The sequence below is a fragment of the Cellulomonas sp. URHE0023 genome (assembly GCF_000688475.1).
Lineage (GTDB): Bacteria > Actinomycetota > Actinomycetes > Actinomycetales > Cellulomonadaceae > Cellulomonas.
The window spans coordinates 240918-262570 of sequence record NZ_JIAN01000006.1; the positions used below are offsets into that span (position 1 = coordinate 240918).

Below are 21653 nucleotides of genomic sequence, written 5' to 3' on the forward strand. Positions count from 1 at the left end.
CGGCGGCCGCACCGGCCGCCGCCCGACCTCCTCACGCCACGGGGATCCAGACCCGCATGGTCGACGGTCCCCTGTTCGCCCAGTCGTGGTACTCGACGAGCGGAACCTCGGCAGTCCTGCCTCCGGTGCCGTTCGCGTCCGCCCCGTAGGGCCACGGACCCTCGGCGGGGCGCTCGAACCCGAACGTGGCCACGACGCGTCCGTCCACCACGCGCGGCGGCACGCTCGGATCCAGGCGCAGGTCGGCCACGTCGGTCGAGACGCCCACCTCGCCCAGGTCGACCGACTCGACCGCCAGAACGAGCGGCCCCCGTTCCACGGCCGCGCACCCCCGCACGGCGTCGATGCGCGGGTCAGCCACCGAGATCCGCGGCGCCACGGGAAGCGTGAGCTCGACGACGTCTCCCGCCTCGAACCGGCGGCGCACGGAGACGGACCCCGCAGAGACCGGCCGCGTGCCCTCGGGAGTGCGCAGGGTCGCGCCGGCCGCCCACGACGGCACGCGCAGAGTCAACGTCCACGGCTCGTCCGAGGAGTCTGCGGCCGTCACGCGGATGGCCCCGTCGTGTGGGTAGCCGGTCTCGACGTCGACCGCGATGCTCCTTCCGTCGGGCAGCGCGGTACGGATCCGGGACGGTGCGTACTGGTGGATCTGCAGACCGTCGTCGTCGGTCGTGGCGACGTACGAGGCGAGGCTCGCGAGCGTCCGGGCGACGTTGGGCGGGCAGCACGAGACGGCGAACCAGGGTGCGCGCATCGACGTCGACGCCCGCGGCACCGCCGCATCGGACGCAGGCACCGTCCCCGGTCGGCGCTGGTGCAGCGTGTTCGTGTAGTAGAACGACTGGCCGTCGTGGGACGGTGACGTCGCCAGCACGTTGTAGAGCGTCCGCTCGATGAGGTCGGCGTACCGCGGGTCTGCCTGAGCGAGCAGCAGGCGCCAGGAGAACATGATCGAACCGACGCCGGCGCACGTCTCGGAGTACGCGCGGTCGGGTGGGAGCACGAAGTCGTCGCCGAACGACTCGTCCAGGTGGTGCGACCCCTGACCGCCCGTGATGTAGGTGCGGCGGGCCACGGTGTTCTGCCACTGCGTGGTCAGCGCGGCGAGAAGCTCGGCGTCGTCGGTCTCGACGGCGACGTCGACCGCGCCCGCGGACAGGTAGTTGGCACGCACCGCGTGCCCACGCAGAACCGTCGCGTCACGGACCGGGACGTCGTCCTGGTAGTAGCTGCGGCCGTACTCGATGTCGCCGAGCGTGCCTGTGCCGCGACGAGCGACGAAGAGCGCTGCCTGGTCGACGTAGCGGCGCTCCCCCGTCGCCCTGCCCAGCTCGGCGAGTGCGGGTTCGATCTCCGCGTGACCGCACACAGCGACTCGCCCACCGGGACCGAACGTGGCCACGACATGGTCTGCCGCACGCCGAGCGATGTCGACGAGCCCGTCGTCCGCGGACGGACGCGTGCGCAGACGTGCGACAGCGGCCTGGAAGAGGTGGCCGTAGCAGTACAGCTCGTGCCCCCACTCGAGGTCGCTGTACCGGGCTCCCTGGCCGGGCCGACCGAACGCCGTGCTCAGGTAGCCGTCCGGCTCCTGGGCCCCTGCCACCCGTCGGACCAGGGCACCGAACCTCCGGTCCAGGTCGGCGTCGTCCGAGCGCCCGATCTCCCACGCCATCGCCTCGAGCAGCTTGTACACCTCGGAGTCCGAGAACTCTCGGCCGGTGCGTGCACCGAGCGTTCCGGCGGCCGCGTCGTCGAAGTTGCGGATCCAGCCCTCGCGTTCCAGCCAGTGCTCGATGTGACCGAGCGTCCGCGTGGCGTTGACCTCCTGCCGTTGCGCCCAGAAGCCTCCGGTGATCTCGATGTCGCCGAGGCCAAGCGGACGCAGAGCGCCGCGGGAGGGGGCGACCGGCGTGGCGGCGGTCGTCGTCGTGGTGGTCATGGTCATCCCTTGAGCGCACCCGACATGAAGCCGCGTACGTAGTGTCGTTGGAGCAGGAGGAACAGCACGATGCAGGGCACCGCGAGCACGACGACGCCGGCCTCGGTGGCGCCGTAGTCGACGACCCCTTGGACCTGCACCCGCAGGTTGGAGACGGCGAGCGGGAGCGTCATCTTGTTCGTGTCGTTGATGAGGATCAGCGGGGCGAAGAAGTCGTTCCAGGCTGCGAGGAACGCGAACAGCCCGACGGTGATCAGGCCCGGCCGCACGGCCGGCAGGAGCACCCGCCACAGCGCCGAGAACGACGAGCACCCGTCGACCAGGGCCGCCTCGTCGAGCTCTCGCGGCACGGACTCGAACGAGATCCGCATCATGAAGGTCGAGAACGGCAGCTGGAACATGGTGAGCACCAGCGCGACCCCGACCAGCGAGTTCGACAGGCCCACCTTGTTGAGCAGCACGTACAACGGGATCAGCAACGAGGCGTAGGGGACCATCAGGATCGCCAGGGTCACCATGAACAGCAGGTTCCGACCCGGGAAGCGGAACCGCGCGAACGCGTACCCGCCGAGGGTCGAGATCAGCAGCGTGAGGATGACGCACAGCCCGGAGACGAACACCGAGTTGGCGAGGTACTGCCCGATCCCCGCCTGGTAGTGCGCGAGGGTCGCGTAGTTGCCGAAGCCCCAGCCGTCGACCTGGCCGGTCCCCGGGTGCGGGGACACCGACGAGACCGAGGTCCACACCAGCGGGAAGAGGAAGATCACCGCGAGCGCACCGGAGAACACCCAGAACGGGGTGCGCATCGCGACGCCGCCGACACGGGTGGTCGGTGCGGTGCGGGACGGTGCGACGGCGGGTCGCTCGGTCGTCGTGGTCACGGTCCGTACCTCAGTTCTCGCCCGAGCCGCGGAAGGCCCGCAGCTGGACGACGTTGATGACGACGAGGGCGGCGAGCACCATGACCGAGATCGCCGCGGCGACCCCGAGGTCGTTCTGGCCCTGGAACGCGACCGAGTAGATGAGCTCGACGACGGTGATGGTGCTGTTGTCCGGGCCGCCCTTGGTGAGGATGTAGAACTGCTCGAACGCAAGGAGCGAGCCGGTCACGCACAGGATCGTGGTGAGCGCGAGCGTCGGCTTGAGCAGCGGGATGGTGATGCTGCGGAACGTGTGCCAGCGACTGGCGCCGTCCATCCGGGCCGCCTCGTAGATCTCCGACGGGATGGCCTGCAGGCCGACCAGCATCAGGAGCATGTAGAAGCCGGCGTACCGCCACACGATGAGGAACAGCGTCGAGGCGAGCGCCGCGTTCGGCGTGCCGAGGAACGTCCAGCCGAAGTGGTTCATGATCGGCGCGAACGGACCGGCCAGCGGCGAGTAGAGCACGTAGAAGAGCAGTGACGCCGACGCGAGACCGAGCGCGCTGGGTACGAGGAACGAGGTGCGCAGGAACCCCTTCCAGCGCGAGGACTCCTGGACCAGCATCGCCAGACCGAGCCCGAGGGTGATCAGGAGGATCGTCGCGAGCACCGTGTACTTCAGCGTGAACCGGACGGAGTCCCAGAAGAACCGGTTGTCCACCGCGTTCACGTAGTTGTCCGGGAGGTTGATCCCCTGGTCACCTGCGAGCAGCGGCCACTGCGACGCACTCATCCGGAACACGAGAATCAGGGGAAGGACGAACAGGACGATCACGAACAGGGCCGTCGGGGCGGCGTAGACCCACCCCCGCAGGCGTGAGACGGTCGTTCGCTTGTTGCTGGTGGCCACGGCGAGCCGGGCGGTCTGGAGGGTCATCGAGTACCTCTCGTGCGGCGAGCTGGGTCCGCCCCGCCGGTGGGTCCGCGTGCCTGCGGCACCCACCGGCGGGACGGCTAGGCAGGACTACTGCGAGAGCACCGCGGTGATCTCGTCGTTGTCCGGGTCCACCGAGCTGCCGTCACCGAGGACCGCGTTGCGCACGAGCGTGAGCCACGGGCTGTTCGGGGCGTTGAACGCCTGCTGGAAGTTCAGCGAGACGGGCGTGTCACCCTGGCCCGCCACGGTGTTGATGGTGACCAGGCGCGGGTCCTTCTGCGCGTAGACGTTGTCGGCCAGGTCGCTGCGCGAGACCACGTCGTTGTCCTTGGCGAGCACCTCGACCTGTGCGTCCTCGGACATCATCCAGCTGAGGAAGTTCCACGCCTGCGACGCCTTCGTGGAGTCCTTCGACACGCCGATCCCGTCGCCTCCGACGAACGTCGACGCACCGCCCTTCGGCCCGGGGATGCCCGCGACACCGACGTCGAACCCCGTCGTCGACGACAGCAGGGTGGCCGGGTACAGCATCTGGCCGACCTTGCCCTCGGTGAAGCCCGCGGTCCACGTGGGGCCCGCCTCGTCCTTGGACGAGGGGAGAACGGCGCCGGCGTCCCACATGTCCTTCCACGCCGAGTAGACGCTCGTGGCCGTGTCGCTCGCGAGCAGCGACTCGGTGCCCTCGGGGTTCATCACCTGGTCGCCGTCTGCCCAGACCGACGGGAACCACGTGAACACGAGGCACCCACCGCAGTTGAGGCCCGTCGCGGTGCCGTACGTGTCCGGCTTGTTCAGTGCCTGGATCGCCTTGGCGTTGGCGACGTACTCCGTGAGGTCGGCCGGGCCCTTCTCCGGGTCGAGGCCGGCCTCCTTGTACAGGTCCTTGTTCCAGAAGAGCATGGAGAGGTCGAGCACGAACGGCAGGACGTGCTCCTTGCCGTCCTGGGTGCCGGCGGCGAGGTGCCCCTTGTTGATGGTGTCCTTGTAGTTCAGGGCGTCGATCTGGGCGGTGAGGTCCTGGAACAGGCCCTGCTTGACCCAGTTCGGCACGTAGACGATGTCGGCGGCGAAGAGGTCGGGCAGACCGCCGGACCCGGCTGCGGCACCGACCTTGGCCACGTAGTCGTCGTTGGGCACGACCGTGAGCTCGACCTGGTTCTCGTGCGAGGCGTTGTACGCGTCCACGAGCAGGTTGGCCTGCTTCTCCAGGGGTGCGCGGGTCCAGAGGGTCAGCGTGCTGCCGTCATCGGTCCCGTCCGTGCCGGCTGTGACGGCCGCGCTCGCGCCGCCTGAGGTGGTGTCGTCGTCCTTGGCGCTCGTGCACGCAGCCAGGCTGACCAGGAGGCCGGCCGTGACGAGCCCGGTGATCAGGCCTCGACCTGTCGACCGGGTGCGGGTGATCCTCATGCTGTCTCCTCGTGCTCTTCGTCGAGCGGGTGCCGTCGTCGGCACCTCGGGGTTCATGGGGCGAAACGCCCTGTCGGTGGTCTGCTCGGACTGCGCGCTCACGAGTGGCCCTTAGGCCCCAGACGTGCCCATCTGCGGGAGACAGGTCCGAGCGCGCGCTTCCGAAACGTCCCGAAAAGGTTTTCTGAAGATATGGCGCGCCGGGGTGGCGCGTCAACCACCTGATGCGGTTACAGTTCGATCACGACGCGACGGGTCGAACCGTCGCACCGAGCCGAGGGGGGCCAGTGGCACGCACACCGCCCGCACGCGCGGTCACGCTCTCCGACGTCGCCAGGCTCGCCGGCGTCTCGGTGGCGACCGCCTCCAAGGCGCTCAACGGCCGCGACCAGGTCAAGGACACGACCCGGCAGCGCGTGGTCGACGCAGCGGAACAGCTGTCGTTCAGCCCCAACCCGATCGCGCGCAGCCTGCTGGCGGGACGCACCGGGACGGTGGGCCTCTTGACGAGCGACCTCGAGGGGCGATTCGTCATCCCGATCCTCATGGGCGCGGAAGACGCCTTCGGCGCCGGGCAGGTCAACGTGTTCCTGTGCGACGCCCGAGGCGACACGATCCGCGAGCAGTACCACCTGAAGGCGCTCCTGACCCGTCGCGTCGACGGTCTGATCGTGGTCGGCCGGCAGACCGATCCGCGACCGTCCCTCGGCCACGACATCCCGGTTCCCGTCGTGTACGCCTACGCACCATCGGACGACCCGTCGGACCTGTCGATCACGCCGGACAACGTGCACGCCGGGCGGATCGCCGTCGAGCACCTCGTCGCCTGCGGCCGCACCCGGATCGCGCACATCACCGGCGAGCATGCGTACGCGGCCGCGCGCGACCGCGCCGAGGGTGCGCTGGCCGCGCTCAAGACCGCCGGCCTCGAGCTCGTCGGCGACGTGATGTACAGCGACTGGTCCGAGCGCTGGGGCCGCGACGCCGCCGCGATGCTGCTCACCCGGCACCCCGAGGTCGACGCGGTGCTGTGCGGCTCCGACCAGATCGCGCGCGGGGTCCTGGACACCGCGCGCGACCTGCACCGGACCGTGCCCGACGACCTGGCGGTCATGGGGTTCGACAACTGGGAGGTGCTCACCACCAACGCACGTCCCGAGCTCACCAGCATCGACGCGAACCTCAAGCACCTGGGGCGCACGGCAGCCCAGCGCGTGTTCGCCGCGCTGGACTCCGTCGAGCTGGGGACCGGTACCGAGTACGTCGAGGGCCGCCTCGTCATCCGAGGGTCGACGGTCCCTCGTCGCTAACGCCGCCTGATCGCCAGGATCCGCTGCAGGACCACGAACACCAGCAGCAGGGCGCCGATGAAGATCTTGGTCCACCAGGAGCTCAGCGTGCCCTGGAAGGTGATGATCGTCTGGATCAGGCCCAGCACGACCACACCCATCACGGACCCGAGGACGAAGCCGCTCCCACCGGTCAGCAGCGTGCCGCCGATCACCACCGCGGCGATCGCGTCCAGCTCCATGCCCACACCGGTGAGCGAGTACCCCGACCGGGAGAACACGGCGAAGAGCAGGCCACCGATGCCCGCGCAGGTCCCGCTGATGACGTAGACGAGGACCTTCGTCCGTGCAACGGGCAGACCCATGAGCCGGGCGGACTGCTCGCTGCCTCCGATCGCGTAGACGGTGCGACCGAAGCGTGTGTAGTGCAGCGTGACGAAGGCGATCAGCACCACGGCGAGCGCGATGACGCCGCTCGGCGTGATGTCGAAGGTCCCGAACAGCGGCCAGTGCGTCGTCGAGAGGGCGACGATGGTCGGGTCCTCGATCGGGATCGACTCGGGCGCGACGATGTAGCACAGGCCTCTGGCCAGGAACATCGCCGCCAGCGTGGCGATGAACGGTTGCACCTCGAAGACATGGATCATCAGGCCGACGGCGAGCCCGATCAGGGTGCCCACCAGGATGGCCACCGGGATCGTGATCGCCGCGCTCCACCCGTGCGTGAACATCCATGCGGAGACGCATGTGGACAGCGCGAGCACCGCCCCGACCGACAGGTCGATACCGCCGGTGAGGATCACGAACGTCATGCCGACAGCGAGGACCACGAGGAACGAGTTGTTGATGAGCACGTTGGCCATGACGCGGCCGGTGAGGAAGTTGTCGTACAGGTTGCCGCCGATGGCGAGCATGACGACGAGCACGATGACCGTGCCGAGCACGGGGATGTAGCGGTCGTCGATCCGGAACCGCCGACGGCTGGGCGTCGTCGAGGAGTCGGAGACCGTCGGGGAGGTGAGCTGGTCGGTCGCCATCAGGCCGGAACCTCCACGGGTGCGGGAACGGTGGCAGCTGGTCGACGCCGACCCCACGAGCTGTTGCGCACCTTGGGCGACTGCAGCAGGCAGACGACGATGACCACGAGCGCCTTGAACAGCGACACGGCGTTCGCCGGGACGCCGAGGACGGTGATCGCGAGGGTGAGCGTCGTGATCACGAGGGCGCCCACGAGCGTGCCGGCGAGGGAGAACTTGCCGCCCGCGAGCGACGTGCCTCCGATGACGACCGCGAGGATGGCGTCGAGCTCGATGAAGAGCCCGACGTTGTTCGCGTCGGCCGCCATGGTGTCGGCGCTCTTGATGAAGCCTGCAATGCACGCGAACAGCGCGCACAGGATGTAGACGGTCCAGATGATCGTCCGCGCCCGCACGCCCGCGAGCCGGCTGGCCGACGGGTTGATCCCGACCGCCTCGATGAGCACGCCGAGCGCGGTGCGCCGGGTCACGAGGGCGGTCACGACGAAGAAGAAGCCGGCGATCAGGGCCGCGTTGGGCAGCCCGAGGGTGTACCCGGACGCGAGCGACTTGTACGGCGCGCTGGTGACGGTCGTGATCTGGCCGCCGGTGATGAGCATCGCGATGCCGCGACCGGCCGTCATGAGGACGAGCGTCGCGATTATCGGCTGGATGCCGACCACGGCGATGAGGAACCCGTTCCAGATCCCGATGACCAGGCAGACGAGCAGCGCAGTCGCCATCGCGGAGGCCACGGTAGCGACCGACCCGGGGTCGGGTGACGAGGCGATCTGGGTCAGTGCGATCGCGCCCGCGATCGCCATGACGGCGCCCACCGAGAGGTCGATACCGCGGGTCGCGATCACGAGAGTCATGCCGAGCGCGACGAGCAGCAGCACGCTGGTGCGGCGGATGATGTCGATCGGTCCGCCGAAGAGGTGGCCGTCGCGCACCTCGATGTCCAGGAACGTGTGCGACTTGAGCACGCTGGCCAGCAGCAGCGCCAGCAGCGCGATGACCGGCCAGAACAGGCGGTGGCGGGTGATGCTCATACCTCGGGTCCTCCGCTCGCGATGAGGTGGACGACGTCGTCGGTTGTCACGTCGTCGTCGTTGGCGATCTCGCCCACCTTGCGGCGGTCGCGCATGACGGCGATCCGGTGGGAGAGCCGCAGCACCTCCTCCAGCTCGGCGGAGATGAAGACGACGGCCATGCCGTCGGAGGCGAGCTCGGCGACCAGGCGCTGGATCTCGGCCTTGGCCCCCACGTCGATGCCGCGGGTGGGCTCGTCGAGGATCAGGAGCTTCGGCTGGGTGGCCAGCCAGCGCGCGAGCAGCACCTTCTGCTGGTTGCCGCCCGACAGGTTGCCCGCGACGGCGTCCGGGTTGGCGGGGCGGATCCCCAGCGCCTTGATGTACCCGTCGACGACCTCGTCGGTCTTGCGCCGGGACACCCGTCGGAGCCAGCCGCGTTCTGCCTGCAGGCCCAGCGTGATGTTCTCGCGGACGGTCAGGTCGCCGACGATGCCCTCCGTCTTGCGGCTCTCCGACGAGTAGACGATCCCGCGCGCGAGGGCCGACCGGGGGGTGCGGATCCTTGCCGGTTCGCCGTGCACGCGGATCTCCCCGTGGTCGGCCCGGTCGGCTCCGTACAGGAGGCGGGCCAGCTCGGTCCGTCCGGAGCCGAGCAGGCCGGCGAGCCCGACGACCTCACCGGAGTAGACGTCCAGGTCGAAGGGCTCGATGGAGCCCTTGCGGCCGAGCCCGATCGCCTGCACGAACGGCTGCGTGTCGGACCGTTCTGCGACGGAGCGCTTGGGCGCCTCCTCGAGCTTCTCGAGCACGGCGAGCTCACGGCCGATCATCTTCTGGACGAGCTCCACGCGCGGCAGCTCCGACGTCCGGTACTCGCCGACGAGGGTGCCGTTGCGCAGCACCGTCAACCGGTCGCTGATCGCGTAGACCTGGTCGAGGAAGTGCGAGACGAACAGGATCGCGACCCCGCGGTCGCGCAGCGAACGGACCACGTCGAAGAGCCGCGCCACCTCCTCGGCGTCCAGGCTCGAGGTCGGCTCGTCGAGGATGAGGACCCGGGCGTCGACGACCATCGCGCGCGAGATCGCGACGAGCTGCTGGACCGCGAGCGAGTGCGAGTCGAGAGACGACCTCGGGTCGATGTCGAGGTTCATGGTCCGAAGGTGCTCGGCGGCACGGCGGCGCGTGCTGCGCCAGTCGACCATCCCCGCACGGCGCACCTCGTGGCCGAGCATGATGTTCTCTGCCACGGACAGGTTGTCGCACAGGTTGACCTCTTGGTACACCGTGCTGATCCCGACGTCCTGCGCCTGGGCCGGGCCGGAGAACGAGCGCTCCTGCCCATCGACCACGATGCGCCCGTCGTCGATCGTGTAGACACCGGTCAGGGCCTTGATGAGCGTCGACTTGCCGGCGCCGTTCTCGCCCATGAGCGCGTGCACCTCACCGGGGAACAATCGGAAGTCGACTCCGTCGAGCGCTTTGACGCCCGGAAAGCTCAGGGTGATTCCCGTCATCACCACGATCGGCTGGACGGGCTTCTCGTCGGAGGCACCCGACGAGGCATTCGTTGCGGTCATCATCGACCTTTCGTCCGCGCCGGCCCGTGTGCGCCAGCAGGGGTGAACCGCTCCCCGGGGCGCGAGCACCCCGGGGAGCGGGTAGGACGGTGTCGGTCAGTACTGCCGGTCGGGCAGTGCCGCGATCGCCTGCTCCTGGTTGAACTCGCCGTCCTCGGTCACGATCCGAGGCTCAACTGTCCCACCATCGTGGAGGGTCGTGATGATCTTCGCGAGGTCCGGGCCGAGCAGCGGGTTGCACTCGACGATGTAGCTGATCTTGCCCTCGGACAGCGCGACCATGCCGTCGTGGACGCCGTCGATGCTGACGACCTTGATGTCCTTGCCGGGCACCTTGCCGGCTGCCTCGATCGCCTCGATGGCGCCCAGGCCCATGTCGTCGTTGTGGGCGTAGACCACGTCGATGTCCGGGTAGGCCTGCAGGAAGCCCTCCATGACCGTCTTGCCCTCGGCGCGCGTGAAGTTGCCGGTCTCGGACGCGATCACCTTGACGTTGGGGTTGTCCTTGATCGCGTCGGCGAAGCCGGACTTGCGGTCGTTCGCGGGCGCCGAGCCCGTGGTGCCCTGCAGCTCGACGACATTGATGGGCTCGGTGCCGAGGGTGTCGGAGACGTACTTGCCGATCCGCTCACCCTCCTTGACGAAGTCCGAACCGATGAACGTCTTGTAGAGCGACGTGTCCTTGCTGTCGACCGCGCGGTCGGTGAGGATCACGGGAATGTTGGCCGCCTTGGCCTCCTCGAGCACGGCGTCCCAGCCCGACTCGACTACGGGCGAGAACGCGATGTAGTCCACGCCCTGGGCGATGTAGGAGCGGATCGCCTGGATCTGGTTCTCCTGCTTCTGCTGAGCGTCGGAGAACTTCAGGTCGAACCCCGCGTCGGCCGTCAGGGTGTCCTGGATGGACTTGGTGTTGGCCGCGCGCCAGCCGCTCTCGGAGCCGACCTGGCTGAAGCCGACGACGATCGCGTCGCCGCCGCCGCCCGCCGCGGCGGCGCTCGAGTCTCCGCTGGCGCTGTCTCCGCTGTCGTCGCTGCCGCCGCACGCGGCGAGCCCGAGTGCGAGCACGGCGACACCAGCGGTCACGATGCTGGTCCTGAACCTCTTGCTGAGCATCTGATTCTCCTCCTTGAGAACGAGTGTCACGCAACACCGACCCACGCCGGCCGATTCGCGCTGCGGCTCCCCCAGGCACAGGGACCGCAAGCACCGTTGTGTCCGGATATCCGGCCAACGGAGTTCAATACTCTTGATGTTAGCGATCACATTGTGTCAATTAGCCTCCGCTTTTGTTGCATTGTGATCACAATCTGCCTTTTAGAGGCCCTGGGCAACCCGGTAATAGACCTGGTTCCACCGGACCTGGTCGCGGAAAGCACGTCGGCTCGTGTTCTCGTCGATCACCAGGAGCTCGGTTGAGGCGATCTCGGCGAAGTCCTCGAAGGCCTCGACGCCGACCGCGGTGGTCAGCACGGTGTGGTGCGCTCCTCCGGCCGTCAGCCAGGCCTCGGCCGACGTGCGGAAGTCCGGCCGCGGTTCCCAGACGGCCCGCGCCACCGGCAGGTGAGGCAGCGGCGCAGACGGTGCGACGACGTCGACCACGTTGGCCGTCAGCCGGAACCGCTCGCGCATGTCCGCCAGGGAGACGACGACGCCGACGCCCGGGTCGGCGGAGAAGACGAGACGCACGGGGTCGTCCTTGCCCCCGATGCCGAGCGGATGGACCTCGAGGCTCGGCCGGCTCGTGGTGAGCGACGGGCAGACCTCCAGCATGTGCGCGCCGAGGATCCGCTCGGACCCGGGCGTCAGGTCGTAGGTGTAGTCCTCCATGAGGGACGCGCCGCCCGGCAGGCCCGCTCCCATCACCTTGGCGGCACGCACGAGGATCGCGGTCTTCCAGTCGCCCTCGGCGCCGAACCCGTACCCGTCCGCCATGAGCCGCTGGACCGCGAGCCCCGGCAGCTGGCGCAGACCCCCGAGGTCCTCGAAGTTCGTGGTGAAGGCCCAGGCACCGAGCGACTCCAGCAGGGTGCGCAGCGCCACCTCTTGGCGCGCGCCGTAGCGCAGCGACTCGTGCCGGTCTCCCCCACGACGCAGCTCCGGCGCCACGTCGTACAGGTCCTCGTACTCGGCGACCAGCTTGTCGATGTCCGGGTCCGCGACGTCGTCGACGGCCGCGACCAGGTCGTTCACGCCCCAGGTGTTCACCGAGACCCCGAACCGCAGCTCGGCCTCGGTCTTGTCGCCCTCGGTGACCGCGACGTTACGCATGTTGTCGCCGAACCGCGCGAGCCGCAGGTCCTGCGTCGCCGCCCAGCCCGCGCACGCGCGCACCCAGGTGGCGATCGAGTCCGTGACCGCGGGGTTGCTGACGTGACCTGCGACGGTCTTGCGGGCCGTGCCCAGACGCGTGGCGATGTACCCGAACTCACGGTCACCGTGCGCGGCCTGGTTGAGGTTCATGAAGTCGAAGTCGATCGAGTCCCACGGCAGCTCGACGTTCGCCTGCGTGTGCAGGTGGAGCAGCGGCGTGCGCAGCGCATCGAGCCCGGAGATCCACATCTTGGCGGGCGAGAACGTGTGCATCCAGGTGATCACGCCGATGACGGCGTCGTCCGCGTTCGCCTCGAGCGCGATCCGGCGGATGGCGTCCGAGGTGGTCAGGACGGGCTTCCAGACGAGCGTCGCCGGGAGCCGCTCACCGAGGACGCGGGCGATCTCCTGCGACTGCTCGGCCACCTGCCGCAGGGTGTCCTCGCCATAGAGCCCTTGGCTCCCGGTGAGGAACCAGATCTCGCGGTCGGCGTACGGCTTGGTCATGAACGGTCCTCCGTCAGGTTCTGCCCGTACACGTTCTGGTAGCGGGCGTAGAGCGAGTCGATGTGGTTCTGGTCGATCGGGACGGTCGGGCCGAGCTGGCGCGCGATGTGCACGGTCCGCGCGACCTCCTCGACCATCACGGCCGCCTTGACGGCCGCGACGGCGTCGCGGCCGATGGTGAACGGCCCGTGGTTGCGCATGAGCACCGCCGGGCTGCGTGAGCCGCGCAGGGTCTCGACGATGCCGCGGCCGATCGAGTCGTCGCCGATCAGGGCGAAGGGGCCGACCGGGACGTCCCCGCCGAACTCGTCCGCCATCATCGTGAGCACGCACGGGACCGGCTCCCCGCGTGCAGCCCAGGCGGTCGCGTAGGTCGAGTGGGTGTGCACGACGCCGCCCACCTCCGGCATGTTGCGGTAGACGTACGCGTGCGCCGCGGTGTCAGACGAGGGCGAACGGTCCCCTTCCAGCAGGTTCCCGTCCAGGTCGCACACGACCATCGCCTCGGCGGTGAGCTCGTCGTAGGTCACGCCTGACGGCTTGATGACGAGCAGGTCCTCGGGGCCGGGCCCGTGTCGCGGGTCGACGACCACGCGCTGGGACACGTTGCCCGCGGTCCACACCACCAGCCCCCAGCGCGGCAGCTCCGCGTGCAGCCGAGCGACCACCTCTCGGGTGCGGGCGACCTCCTCGAGCACCGGGCGGGGATACGTCGTCATGTCTGGCTCCTGTGCCATCGTCTACACCGCCTCGACCGCGGCGCGCTCGATGGCGAGGCCCGCGCTGTAGCGCTCGAGGAACGTCTGGAACCCGCGCGCGTCGCCGGCGTCGGGATCGACGGTCTGCGTCGCGGCGTCGCCGAAGACGCGGTCGCTCAGGTAGGTGCTGAGGTCGGTCTCGGACGCGGCTGCCAGGTACGCGGCGAGCACCGCGATCCCCCAGGCGCCGCCCTCGCCGGCGGTCTGCCCGACCGTCACGGGTGCACCGACTGCCGCGGCGAGCAGACGCTGGGCCACACCTTCGGTACGGAAGACGCCGCCGTGCGCGTACATCGAGTCGAGCTCGACACCTTCGCCGCGCAGCACCCGCATGCCCAGGCTCAGCGTGCCGAACGCGCCGTAGACCTGGGCCCGCATGAAGTTGGCCAGGGTCAGTCGGCTGTCCGGCGTCCGCACGATCAGCGGTCGCCCCTCGGTCAACCCGGTGATCGGCTCGCCGGAGAGGTAGTTGTACGCCAGCAGACCGCCGCCGTCCGCGTCTCCCGCGAGGGCCTCCCGCAGCAGCACACCGAACACCTCGTCGGCGGACGTCGGCCGGCCCAGCGCCGCAGCGAACTGGCCGAACACGTCGGCCCATGCGCCGAGCTCGCTCGCACCGTTGTTGCAGTGCACCATCGCCACGAGATCACCGGCGGGGGTGGTCACCAGGTCGAGCTCGTGGTGGACCTGGCTCAGCGGCTTCTCGAGCACGACCATCGCGAAGATGCTGGTTCCCACGCTCACGTTCCCCGTGCGCGGGGCCACAGCGTTCGTCGCAACCATCCCGGTCCCGGCGTCACCCTCGGGAGGGCACAGCGGGATCCCCGGCTGCAACGCCCCGGTGGGGTCCAGGAGCGCCGCGCCGGCTTCGGTCAACCGCCCCGCCGCCTGGCCGGCGCGCAGGATCTCGGGCAGCAGCGGCTCGATGTCCCCTCCGGGGTAGGCGGCGAGCATCTGCGCGTCCCACGTGCGCGTCGTGGCGTCGATCGGGAACATGCCGGACGCGTCGCCGATGCCCAGCACCTTGCGCCCGGTCAGCTGCCAGTGCACGTAGCCGGCCAGCGTCGTCAGGAACCGCACGTCGGGGAGGTGCGGCTCGGCGTCCAGCGTCGCCTGCCGCAGGTGGGCGACCGACCAGCGCAAGGGGATGTTGTAGCCGAACAGCTCCGTGAGCTCCGCGGCCGCCGGACCTGTGCTCGTGTTGCGCCACGTGCGGAACGGGACGAGGAGCTCGCCCTGCGCGTCGAACGCCAGGTACCCGTGCATCATCGCGGACACCCCGATGGCACGAAGGTTCGTGAGGCGCACGCCGTACCGCGCCTGCGTCTCGGCGAGCAGCGCCGCGACGGATGCCTGCAGACCGGTCCAGACCGCGTCGAGCGAGTACGTCCACACCCGGTCGACGAACTGGTTCTCCCAGTCGTGGCTCCCGCTCGCGAGCGGCTCGTGGTCCGGGCCGACGAGGACCGCCTTGATGCGGGTCGAACCCAGCTCGATGCCGAGCGTCGCCAGCCCGCTCGTGATGGCTACCCGGGGTTCGACCGTCGTCACGCCGCTCTGCCTCCTCGTACGAGGACCGCGGCGGACGCCAGCGGCCGATGTGATGTTAGCGCTCACATCAGACCAGGAGTGACCACCGATGATCTCGATTTGGTCACGGCCGCCGAAACGGGTGTCGCGGGTCAGGCCCGACGAGCCGAGCTGGCACGCACGACGAGCTCCGCGGGGATCCGCTGGTGCAGCGTCTGCTGCCCCGCGAACGCCGCCTCGAGCGAGGTGACGGCCAACCGCCCGAGCGCACCGAAGTCCTGCCGCACCGTCGTCAGCGGCGGCGTGTAGTGCGCGGACCCGACCTCGTCGTCGAACCCCACGAGCGCGACGTCGCTGGGCACGCGCACGCCGGCCTCCCAGAACGCGTGCAGCATCCCGAGCGCGAGCTGGTCGTTCGCCGCGAAGATCGCCGACGGCAGACCCTCGCGCACGAGCCGACGCCCGATCTCGTACCCGTCGGAGGCGTCCCAGGCGGCTTCGATGTGGTCCGGAGCCCCCGGTCCGCTGATCTCCCGCCACCCGGCGAGCCGGTCCTGGGCGTCGAACCAGTCCTGCGGACCCGCCACGTGCAGGACCTGCGAGTGCCCCAGGTCGACCAGGTGCTGCGTGGCCAGGCGTGCACCGTGGCGCTGGTCGACGCCGACCGCGTGCACATGGGTCTCGGCGGGAAGGTCGGACGCCGACGAGATGAGCACGACCGGCACCGGCAGATCCAGAGCAGCGATCGCCTGCGCGATCTCCGTGGTCGGGGCGATGATGGCGATGCCGTCCACCCCGTGACCCAGGAAGTGCTCGATCGCCGCGTGCATCGACTCACCGTCGAACGTGCGGATCGTCGCGACCGAGACGTACCACCCGACCTCGCGCGCCGCCTCCTCCAGCCCGACCAGCGTGCTCGTCGGCCCGTACAGCGCGGTCGCGGGAGTGACCACGCCGAGCACGCCCGAGCGGCGCGTGACCAGGGCGCGCGCGGCACTGTTGCGCCGGTAGCCCAGCTGCGCGATCGCGTCGTTGACCCGCTCCCGCGTGCCCGGACGCACGCTCGGGTGGTCGTTCAGCACACGCGACACCGTCTGGTGCGAGACGCCCGCCAGCGCGGCGACGTCGCTCATCGCAGGCGGCCGGACAGGGGTCGTGCCGCTCATGTGCCACCTTCGGGCGCCGAGGTGTACGACGAACCGTCGGCGCCCCGTCGATCTCGTCTGCGAGTGTCTGCTGAGGCCACGCTAGTGGCTCAGGTGGTCAGAACGCCGTCAAGCCTCGCGAGCGGAACGTCTCCCGGACGTCCTCGACCAGCTCCAGGGACGGTGCTGCCGTCTCCTCGAGCTGGTACTCCATGCCGAGCTCGGCCCACTTGTCGCGCCCCATCTGGTGGAACGGCAGCACCTCGACACGCGCGGCGCCACCGAACGCGACGATCTGGTCGGCGGCTGCCGCGACGTTCTCGGGCGCGTCCGTGAGGCCCGGCACGAGGACGAAGCGCACCCAGATCTCGATCCCGCGGTCGTTGAGGCGACGCCCGAAGTCCAGCGTCGGCTCCAGGTCGCGTCCCGTCGCGCGCCGGTAGGTGTCCGGGAGTCCGGACTTCACGTCGAGCAGCACAAGGTCGAGGTTGTCGAGCATCGCGTCCGTGCAGTGCCTGCCGAGGAACCCCGACGTGTCGAGCGCCGTGTGCAGGTCCATCGCCTTGGCGCCCCGGAGCAACCGAGCGGTGAACGCGGGCTGCATGAGCGGCTCACCGCCCGAGACGGTCAGACCTCCGCCGGTCGCAGTCAGCACCGTCCGGTACCGCGCCAGCCGCCCCAGGATCTCGTCGGCGCTCACGTCGGTCCCCCGACGCATCTCCATCGTGTCCGGGTTGTGGCAGTACAGACAACGCAACGGGCAGCCGGCCAGGAACACGGTCATCCGCGTCCCTGGGCCGTCTACTGCCGTCACGAGCTCCCACGAGTGCACCGACCCGAGCTCGCCCGACCGGATCGACGCCAACCGCGTGCTGTGGTCGACGTCGATCTCGGACAGGCCTGCCGTCCCGGCGTGTGCGCGAGGCAGGCCCAGGCTCACCCCACGGTCCGTGGAGGGCAGGGTGGAGGTCATACTGCGCCGTGGAACGTCCTGGAGAGCACGTCCAGCTGCTGCTCACGCGTCAGCCGCACGAAGTTCACGGCGTAGCCGGAGACGCGGATCGTCAGCTGCGGGTAGTTCTCCGGGTGCTCCATCGCGTCCTCGAGCGTCTCGCGGTTGAGGACGTTGACGTTCATGTGGAAACCCTCGGAGAGCACGTACGCGTCGAGCAGGCCGACGAGGTTGCCCACCCGCTCCTCCGGCGTGCGTCCGAGCCCCGCGGGCAGCACCGTCGAGGTCAGCGAGATGCCGTCCTGTGCCTGTCCGTAAGGGATCTTGGCCACCGAGAGGGCGGACGCCAGCATCCCGTGGGAGTCGCGGCCGTTCATCGGGTTGGCACCGGGAGCGAACGGGGCGCCGGCGGGCCGGCCGTCCGGCGTCGATCCGGTCGCCTTCCCGTAGACCACGTTCGAGGTGATCGTGAGGACGGACTGGGTGGCGAGCGCGTCCCGGTAGGGCGTGAGCTTGCGCAGCTTGTCCATGAACGTCTCGACCAGACCGACCGCGATCGAGTCGGCGCGGTCGTCGTCGTTCCCGTACGTGGGGAACTCGCCGTCCACGACGTAGTCCGTGATCAGACCGCCGGGCACCCGGACAGGGTGCACGGAGGCGTACTTGATGGCCGCGAGCGAGTCCGCCACGACCGACAGCCCGGCGATGCCGCACGCCATGGTCCGCAGGATGTCGGCGTCGTGCAGCGCCATCTCGAGACGCTCGTACGCGTACTTGTCGTGCATGTAGTGCACGCAGTTGAGCGCGTCCATGTACGTCTGGGCGAGCCAGTCCATCATCGAGTCGAACTTCGCCATGACGTCGTCGTAGTCGAGGACGTCACCGACGACCGGGTCGACTGCCGGTGCGACCTGACGGCCCGTGATCTCGTCACGACCGCCGTTGATGGCGTACAGCAGCGCCTTGGCCAGGTTGACCCGAGCACCGAAGAACTGCATCTGCTTGCCGACGCGCATCGGCGAGACGCAGCAGGCGATCGCGGCGTCGTCGCCCCACGCGGAGCGGATCAGCTCGTCGGACTCGTACTGGACCGCCGAGGTGTCGATCGACACCTGGGCGCAGAAGCGCTTGAAGCCGTCGGGCAGCTTGTCGGTCCAGAACACGGTCAGGTTCGGCTCGGGTGCCGGACCCAGGTTGTAGAGCGTCTGCAGGTACCGGAACGAGGTGCGGGTGACCAGCGGCCGCCCGTCCTGACCGACGCCGCCGATCGTCTCGGTCACCCAGGTGGGGTCGCCCGAGAACAGCTCGTCGTACTCCGGGGTGCGCAGGAACCGCACGATCCGCAGCTTGATGACGAAGTCGTCGACGAGCTCCTGGACCTGCTCCTCGGTCAGCAGCCCGGCCTCGAGGTCGCGCTGCAGGTAGATGTCGAGGAACGTCGAGGTGCGGCCCAGCGACATCGCCGCGCCGTTCTGCTCCTTGACCGCACCGAGGTACGCGAAGTACAGCCACTGCACGGCCTCGCGGCCCGTGGTCGCCGGCGCCGACAGGTCGTAGCCGTAGGACGCGGCCATGGTCTTGAGCTCGTTCAGCGCCCGGATCTGCTCGGAGTTCTCCTCGCGTGCCCGGATGACGTCCTCCGTCGACCGGCGGGAGTCGAGCACGGCCCGCTCCTCGCGCTTGGCGGTGATCAGGGCGTTGACCCCGTACAGCGCGACGCGACGGTAGTCGCCGATGATGCGTCCGCGACCGTACGCGTCGGGCAGCCCCGTGATCAGGTGCGAGGAGCGCGCGGCCCGGACGTCGGGCGGGTACACGTCGAAGACGCCGTCGTTGTGCGTCTTGCGGTACGTGCCGAAGATCTTGCCGACCGTCGGGTCGGGGTCGAAGCCGTACGTCTCGAGCGACTTCTCCACCATCCGGTAGCCGCCGTTGGGCATGATCGCGCGCTTGAGCGGCGCATCGGTCTGCAGGCCGACGACGAGCTCGTTCTCCTCGTCGATGTAGCCGGGGGCGTGCGACGTGATCGTCGAGGGCGTGTGGGCGTCGATGTCGTACACGCCGCGCTCGCGCTCGGCGGGGAACATCTCGCTCAGCCGCGCCCACAGGGCAGTCGTCCGGGCGGTCGGGCCAGCCAGGAATCCTGCGTCGCCCTCGTAGGGCGTGTAGTTGCGCTGGATGAAGTCGCGGACGTCGATCCGGTCCGTCCACGGACCGGTCTCGAACCCTGCCCAGCCCGGCTCACGGTCGCGTGCACTGTGGTCGGTGGTGGGCACCGTGCTGGTGGACATCTGTGCTCCTCTTTCGGGTCGGTAGTTCGACACTAGGAGGCTGGCCAGGCGTCAACCCGGGCCCTTGGTCCCTAGATGGACATTGCGTGCGTCACACTCTACGACCGAGGGCAGCGAGTGCGTCCCGGGCGATGTCCTCGGGTCGCAGACGCAGCGTGTCGACGAGCTGCTCGCGTGTCGCGTGGTCCAGGAAGGCGCGCGGGATGCCGAACGACTGCACGGGCGTACCGATCCCGGCCTCGGCCGACCGCTGCCCGATCAGCGAGCCGATGCCACCGTCGACCACACCGTCCTCGACCGTCACGACGTGCTGGTGCTCGCCGACGAGCTTGATCAACGACTCCGGCACGGGCAGGACCCAGCGCGGGTCGACGACGTCGACGCGCAGCCCGTGCGCGGCCAGGATCTCGGCCACGCCCAGTGCGGTGCCCACCATCGAGCCGACACCCACGACGAGCACCGAGGGCACAGCCGGGGCGCCCTGCTCGTCCACGGCCGTGTCATGACGCGCGAGCAGGTCCACGCCGTCCAGGTCCTCGAGCGCGGGGATCGGCTCGCCCAGGGCGCCCTTGGGGTAGCGCACCACGGTGGGAGCGTCGTCGACGTCCACCGCGGCACGCAGCGCTGCCCGCAGCGTCTGCTCGTCGCGGGGCGCCGCGAGCCGGAGCCCGGGCACGATGCCGAGCATCGCCATGTCCCACATGCCGTTGTGGCTCGCGCCGTCGTCACCCGTCAGGCCTGCGCGGTCCAGCACGAACGTCACGCCGGCCTTGTGCAGGGCCACGTCCATGAGGACCTGGTCGAAGGCACGGTTCAGGAACGTCGCGTACACCGCGACCACCGGATGAAGACCACCGAACGCCATGCCGGCCGCGGACGTCGCGGCGTGCTGCTCGGCGATGCCGACGTCGAACACCCGCTCGGGGAACTCCGCGGCGAACGGCGCCAGGCCCACGGGCTGGAGCATGGCCGCGGTGATCGCGACGACGTCCTTGCGCTGACGTCCGATCCGCACGATCTCGTCGGCGAAGACCCCGGTCCACCCGAACCGGGACGGTGCGAGCGGGAGACCGGTCTCTGGATGGATCCTGCCGACCGCGTGGAACCGGTCGGCGACGTCCTGCTCGGCGGGCGTGTAGCCGCGGCCCTTCTCCGTGATGACGTGCACGATGACGGGTCCGCCGAACGCCTTGGCGGCCCGCAGGGACCGCTCGACCGCGCGGATGTCGTGGCCGTCGACCGGACCGAGGTACTTGATGCCGAGGTCCTCGAACATGCCCTGCGGCACCAGGACGTCCTTGATGCCCTTCTTCATGCCGTGCAGCGCGTCGTACGTGGCGCGACCCGGCGGCCCCGCGCGCCGCAGCGTGCGCTTGCCCCAGGTCAGCACGTTCTCGTAGCCGCGCGTCGTGCGCAGGATGTCCAGGTGGTGCGCCATGCCGCCGATCGTCGGGGCGTAGGAGCGTCCGTTGTCGTTGACGACGATGACGAGCCGACGGTCCTGCCCGTCCGCGATGTTGTTGAGCGCCTCCCAGGCCATGCCACCGGTGAGCGCACCGTCGCCGATCACGGCGACCACGTGACGGTCCCCACGGCCCTGCAGCTCGTTGGCCTTCGCGATCCCGTCCGCCCAGCTCAGGGCGGTCGAGGCGTGCGAGTTCTCGACGACGTCGTGCTCGGACTCGGCGCGGCTCGGGTACCCGGACAGGCCGTCACGGCTGCGCAGCTTCGAGAAGTCGGTGCGGCCCGTCAGGAGCTTGTGCACGTAGGCCTGGTGACCGGTGTCGAAGACCATGGCGTCGAGCGGCGACTCGAACACCCGGTGCATCGCGATCGTGAGCTCGACCACGCCGAGGTTCGGACCCAGGTGGCCGCCGGTGCGAGACACCGACTCGACCAGGAACGTGCGGATCTCACCCGCGAGCTCGTCCGCCTGCCCCGGGCTGAGACGGCGGACGTCCGCCGGGGTGCTGATGCGATCGAGCTGGCCCAAGGGTGGCTTCTCCTCGTGGGTCGGACTGGCGGACGTCACAGTCTAGGCGTCGAGCCCTCGACCACACCCCAGGGCTCCCGGGCGGGCGCACTA

At 69.6% G+C, this 21653-nt stretch carries 16 protein-coding genes; 1 reads left to right on the forward strand and 15 read right to left on the reverse strand.

What is annotated here, in order from left to right; all coding sequences use genetic code 11:
- Positions 1 to 31 precede the first annotated feature (31 nt).
- From N553_RS0110400 to N553_RS0110415, 4 genes are all read right to left on the reverse strand, one after another.
- Complete coding sequence (locus tag N553_RS0110400; RefSeq protein ID WP_028046456.1) at positions 32 to 1951, reverse strand: glycoside hydrolase family 127 protein; 1920 nt, start codon at positions 1949 to 1951, stop codon at positions 32 to 34.
- Positions 1948 to 2826, reverse strand: a complete 879-nt coding sequence (locus N553_RS0110405; RefSeq protein WP_028046457.1) for an ABC transporter permease subunit — start codon at positions 2824 to 2826, stop codon at positions 1948 to 1950. The genes N553_RS0110400 and N553_RS0110405 overlap by 4 nt, the downstream gene beginning before the upstream one ends.
- A 10-nt stretch (positions 2827 to 2836) precedes the next feature.
- Complete coding sequence (locus N553_RS0110410) at positions 2837 to 3745, reverse strand: carbohydrate ABC transporter permease (protein WP_028046458.1); 909 nt, start codon at positions 3743 to 3745, stop codon at positions 2837 to 2839.
- 87 nt (positions 3746 to 3832) lie between these two features.
- Positions 3833 to 5152, reverse strand: coding sequence for a sugar ABC transporter substrate-binding protein (locus N553_RS0110415; RefSeq protein WP_028046459.1), 1320 nt, complete (start codon positions 5150 to 5152; stop codon positions 3833 to 3835).
- Between the two features lie 287 nt (positions 5153 to 5439).
- Here N553_RS0110415 and N553_RS0110420 point away from each other — a divergent pair, with 287 nt between their 5' ends.
- The gene (locus N553_RS0110420) at positions 5440 to 6462 is read left to right on the forward strand and encodes a LacI family DNA-binding transcriptional regulator (RefSeq protein ID WP_028046460.1); all 1023 of its coding nucleotides are present in this window, start codon (positions 5440 to 5442) and stop codon (positions 6460 to 6462) included.
- On the opposite strand, the gene yjfF is transcribed toward N553_RS0110420, so the two are convergent.
- From yjfF to dxs, 11 genes are all read right to left on the reverse strand, one after another.
- The gene (gene yjfF / locus N553_RS0110425) at positions 6459 to 7478 is read right to left on the reverse strand and encodes a galactofuranose ABC transporter, permease protein YjfF (RefSeq protein WP_028046461.1); all 1020 of its coding nucleotides are present in this window, start codon (positions 7476 to 7478) and stop codon (positions 6459 to 6461) included. The genes N553_RS0110420 and yjfF overlap by 4 nt on opposite strands.
- The gene (locus N553_RS22220) at positions 7478 to 8509 is read right to left on the reverse strand and encodes an ABC transporter permease (protein WP_034621754.1); all 1032 of its coding nucleotides are present in this window, start codon (positions 8507 to 8509) and stop codon (positions 7478 to 7480) included. Before N553_RS22220 ends, yjfF begins: the two co-directional genes overlap by 1 nt.
- Positions 8506 to 10071, reverse strand: a complete 1566-nt coding sequence (locus N553_RS0110435; protein WP_028046462.1) for a sugar ABC transporter ATP-binding protein — start codon at positions 10069 to 10071, stop codon at positions 8506 to 8508. The genes N553_RS22220 and N553_RS0110435 overlap by 4 nt, the downstream gene beginning before the upstream one ends.
- Positions 10072 to 10167: 96 nt before the next feature.
- Positions 10168 to 11187 (reverse strand): ABC transporter substrate-binding protein, encoded by a 1020-nt coding sequence (locus N553_RS0110440; RefSeq protein ID WP_028046463.1) that lies wholly within the window; start codon positions 11185 to 11187, stop codon positions 10168 to 10170.
- 201 nt (positions 11188 to 11388) lie between these two features.
- Complete coding sequence (gene araA / locus N553_RS0110445) at positions 11389 to 12891, reverse strand: L-arabinose isomerase (RefSeq protein WP_028046464.1); 1503 nt, start codon at positions 12889 to 12891, stop codon at positions 11389 to 11391.
- The gene (locus N553_RS0110450; RefSeq protein ID WP_028046465.1) at positions 12888 to 13610 is read right to left on the reverse strand and encodes an L-ribulose-5-phosphate 4-epimerase; all 723 of its coding nucleotides are present in this window, start codon (positions 13608 to 13610) and stop codon (positions 12888 to 12890) included. Before N553_RS0110450 ends, araA begins: the two co-directional genes overlap by 4 nt.
- A 21-nt stretch (positions 13611 to 13631) precedes the next feature.
- A complete protein-coding gene (locus N553_RS0110455; protein ID WP_028046466.1) occupies positions 13632 to 15200 on the reverse strand; it encodes a xylulokinase in 1569 nt (522 codons plus the stop codon).
- A gap of 131 nt (positions 15201 to 15331) precedes the next feature.
- A complete protein-coding gene (locus N553_RS0110460; RefSeq protein ID WP_034621756.1) occupies positions 15332 to 16345 on the reverse strand; it encodes a LacI family DNA-binding transcriptional regulator in 1014 nt (337 codons plus the stop codon).
- Between the two features lie 97 nt (positions 16346 to 16442).
- Positions 16443 to 17297 carry a pyruvate formate-lyase-activating protein gene (gene pflA / locus N553_RS0110465; protein WP_028046468.1) on the reverse strand — a complete coding sequence of 285 codons (855 nt, stop codon included), beginning with the start codon at positions 17295 to 17297 and terminating at the stop codon, positions 16443 to 16445.
- Complete coding sequence (gene pflB, locus N553_RS0110470) at positions 17294 to 19567, reverse strand: formate C-acetyltransferase (RefSeq protein ID WP_028046469.1); 2274 nt, start codon at positions 19565 to 19567, stop codon at positions 17294 to 17296. Before pflB ends, pflA begins: the two co-directional genes overlap by 4 nt.
- A gap of 91 nt (positions 19568 to 19658) precedes the next feature.
- Positions 19659 to 21560, reverse strand: a complete 1902-nt coding sequence (gene dxs / locus N553_RS0110475; protein WP_028046470.1) for a 1-deoxy-D-xylulose-5-phosphate synthase — start codon at positions 21558 to 21560, stop codon at positions 19659 to 19661.
- Positions 21561 to 21653 lie beyond the last annotated feature (93 nt).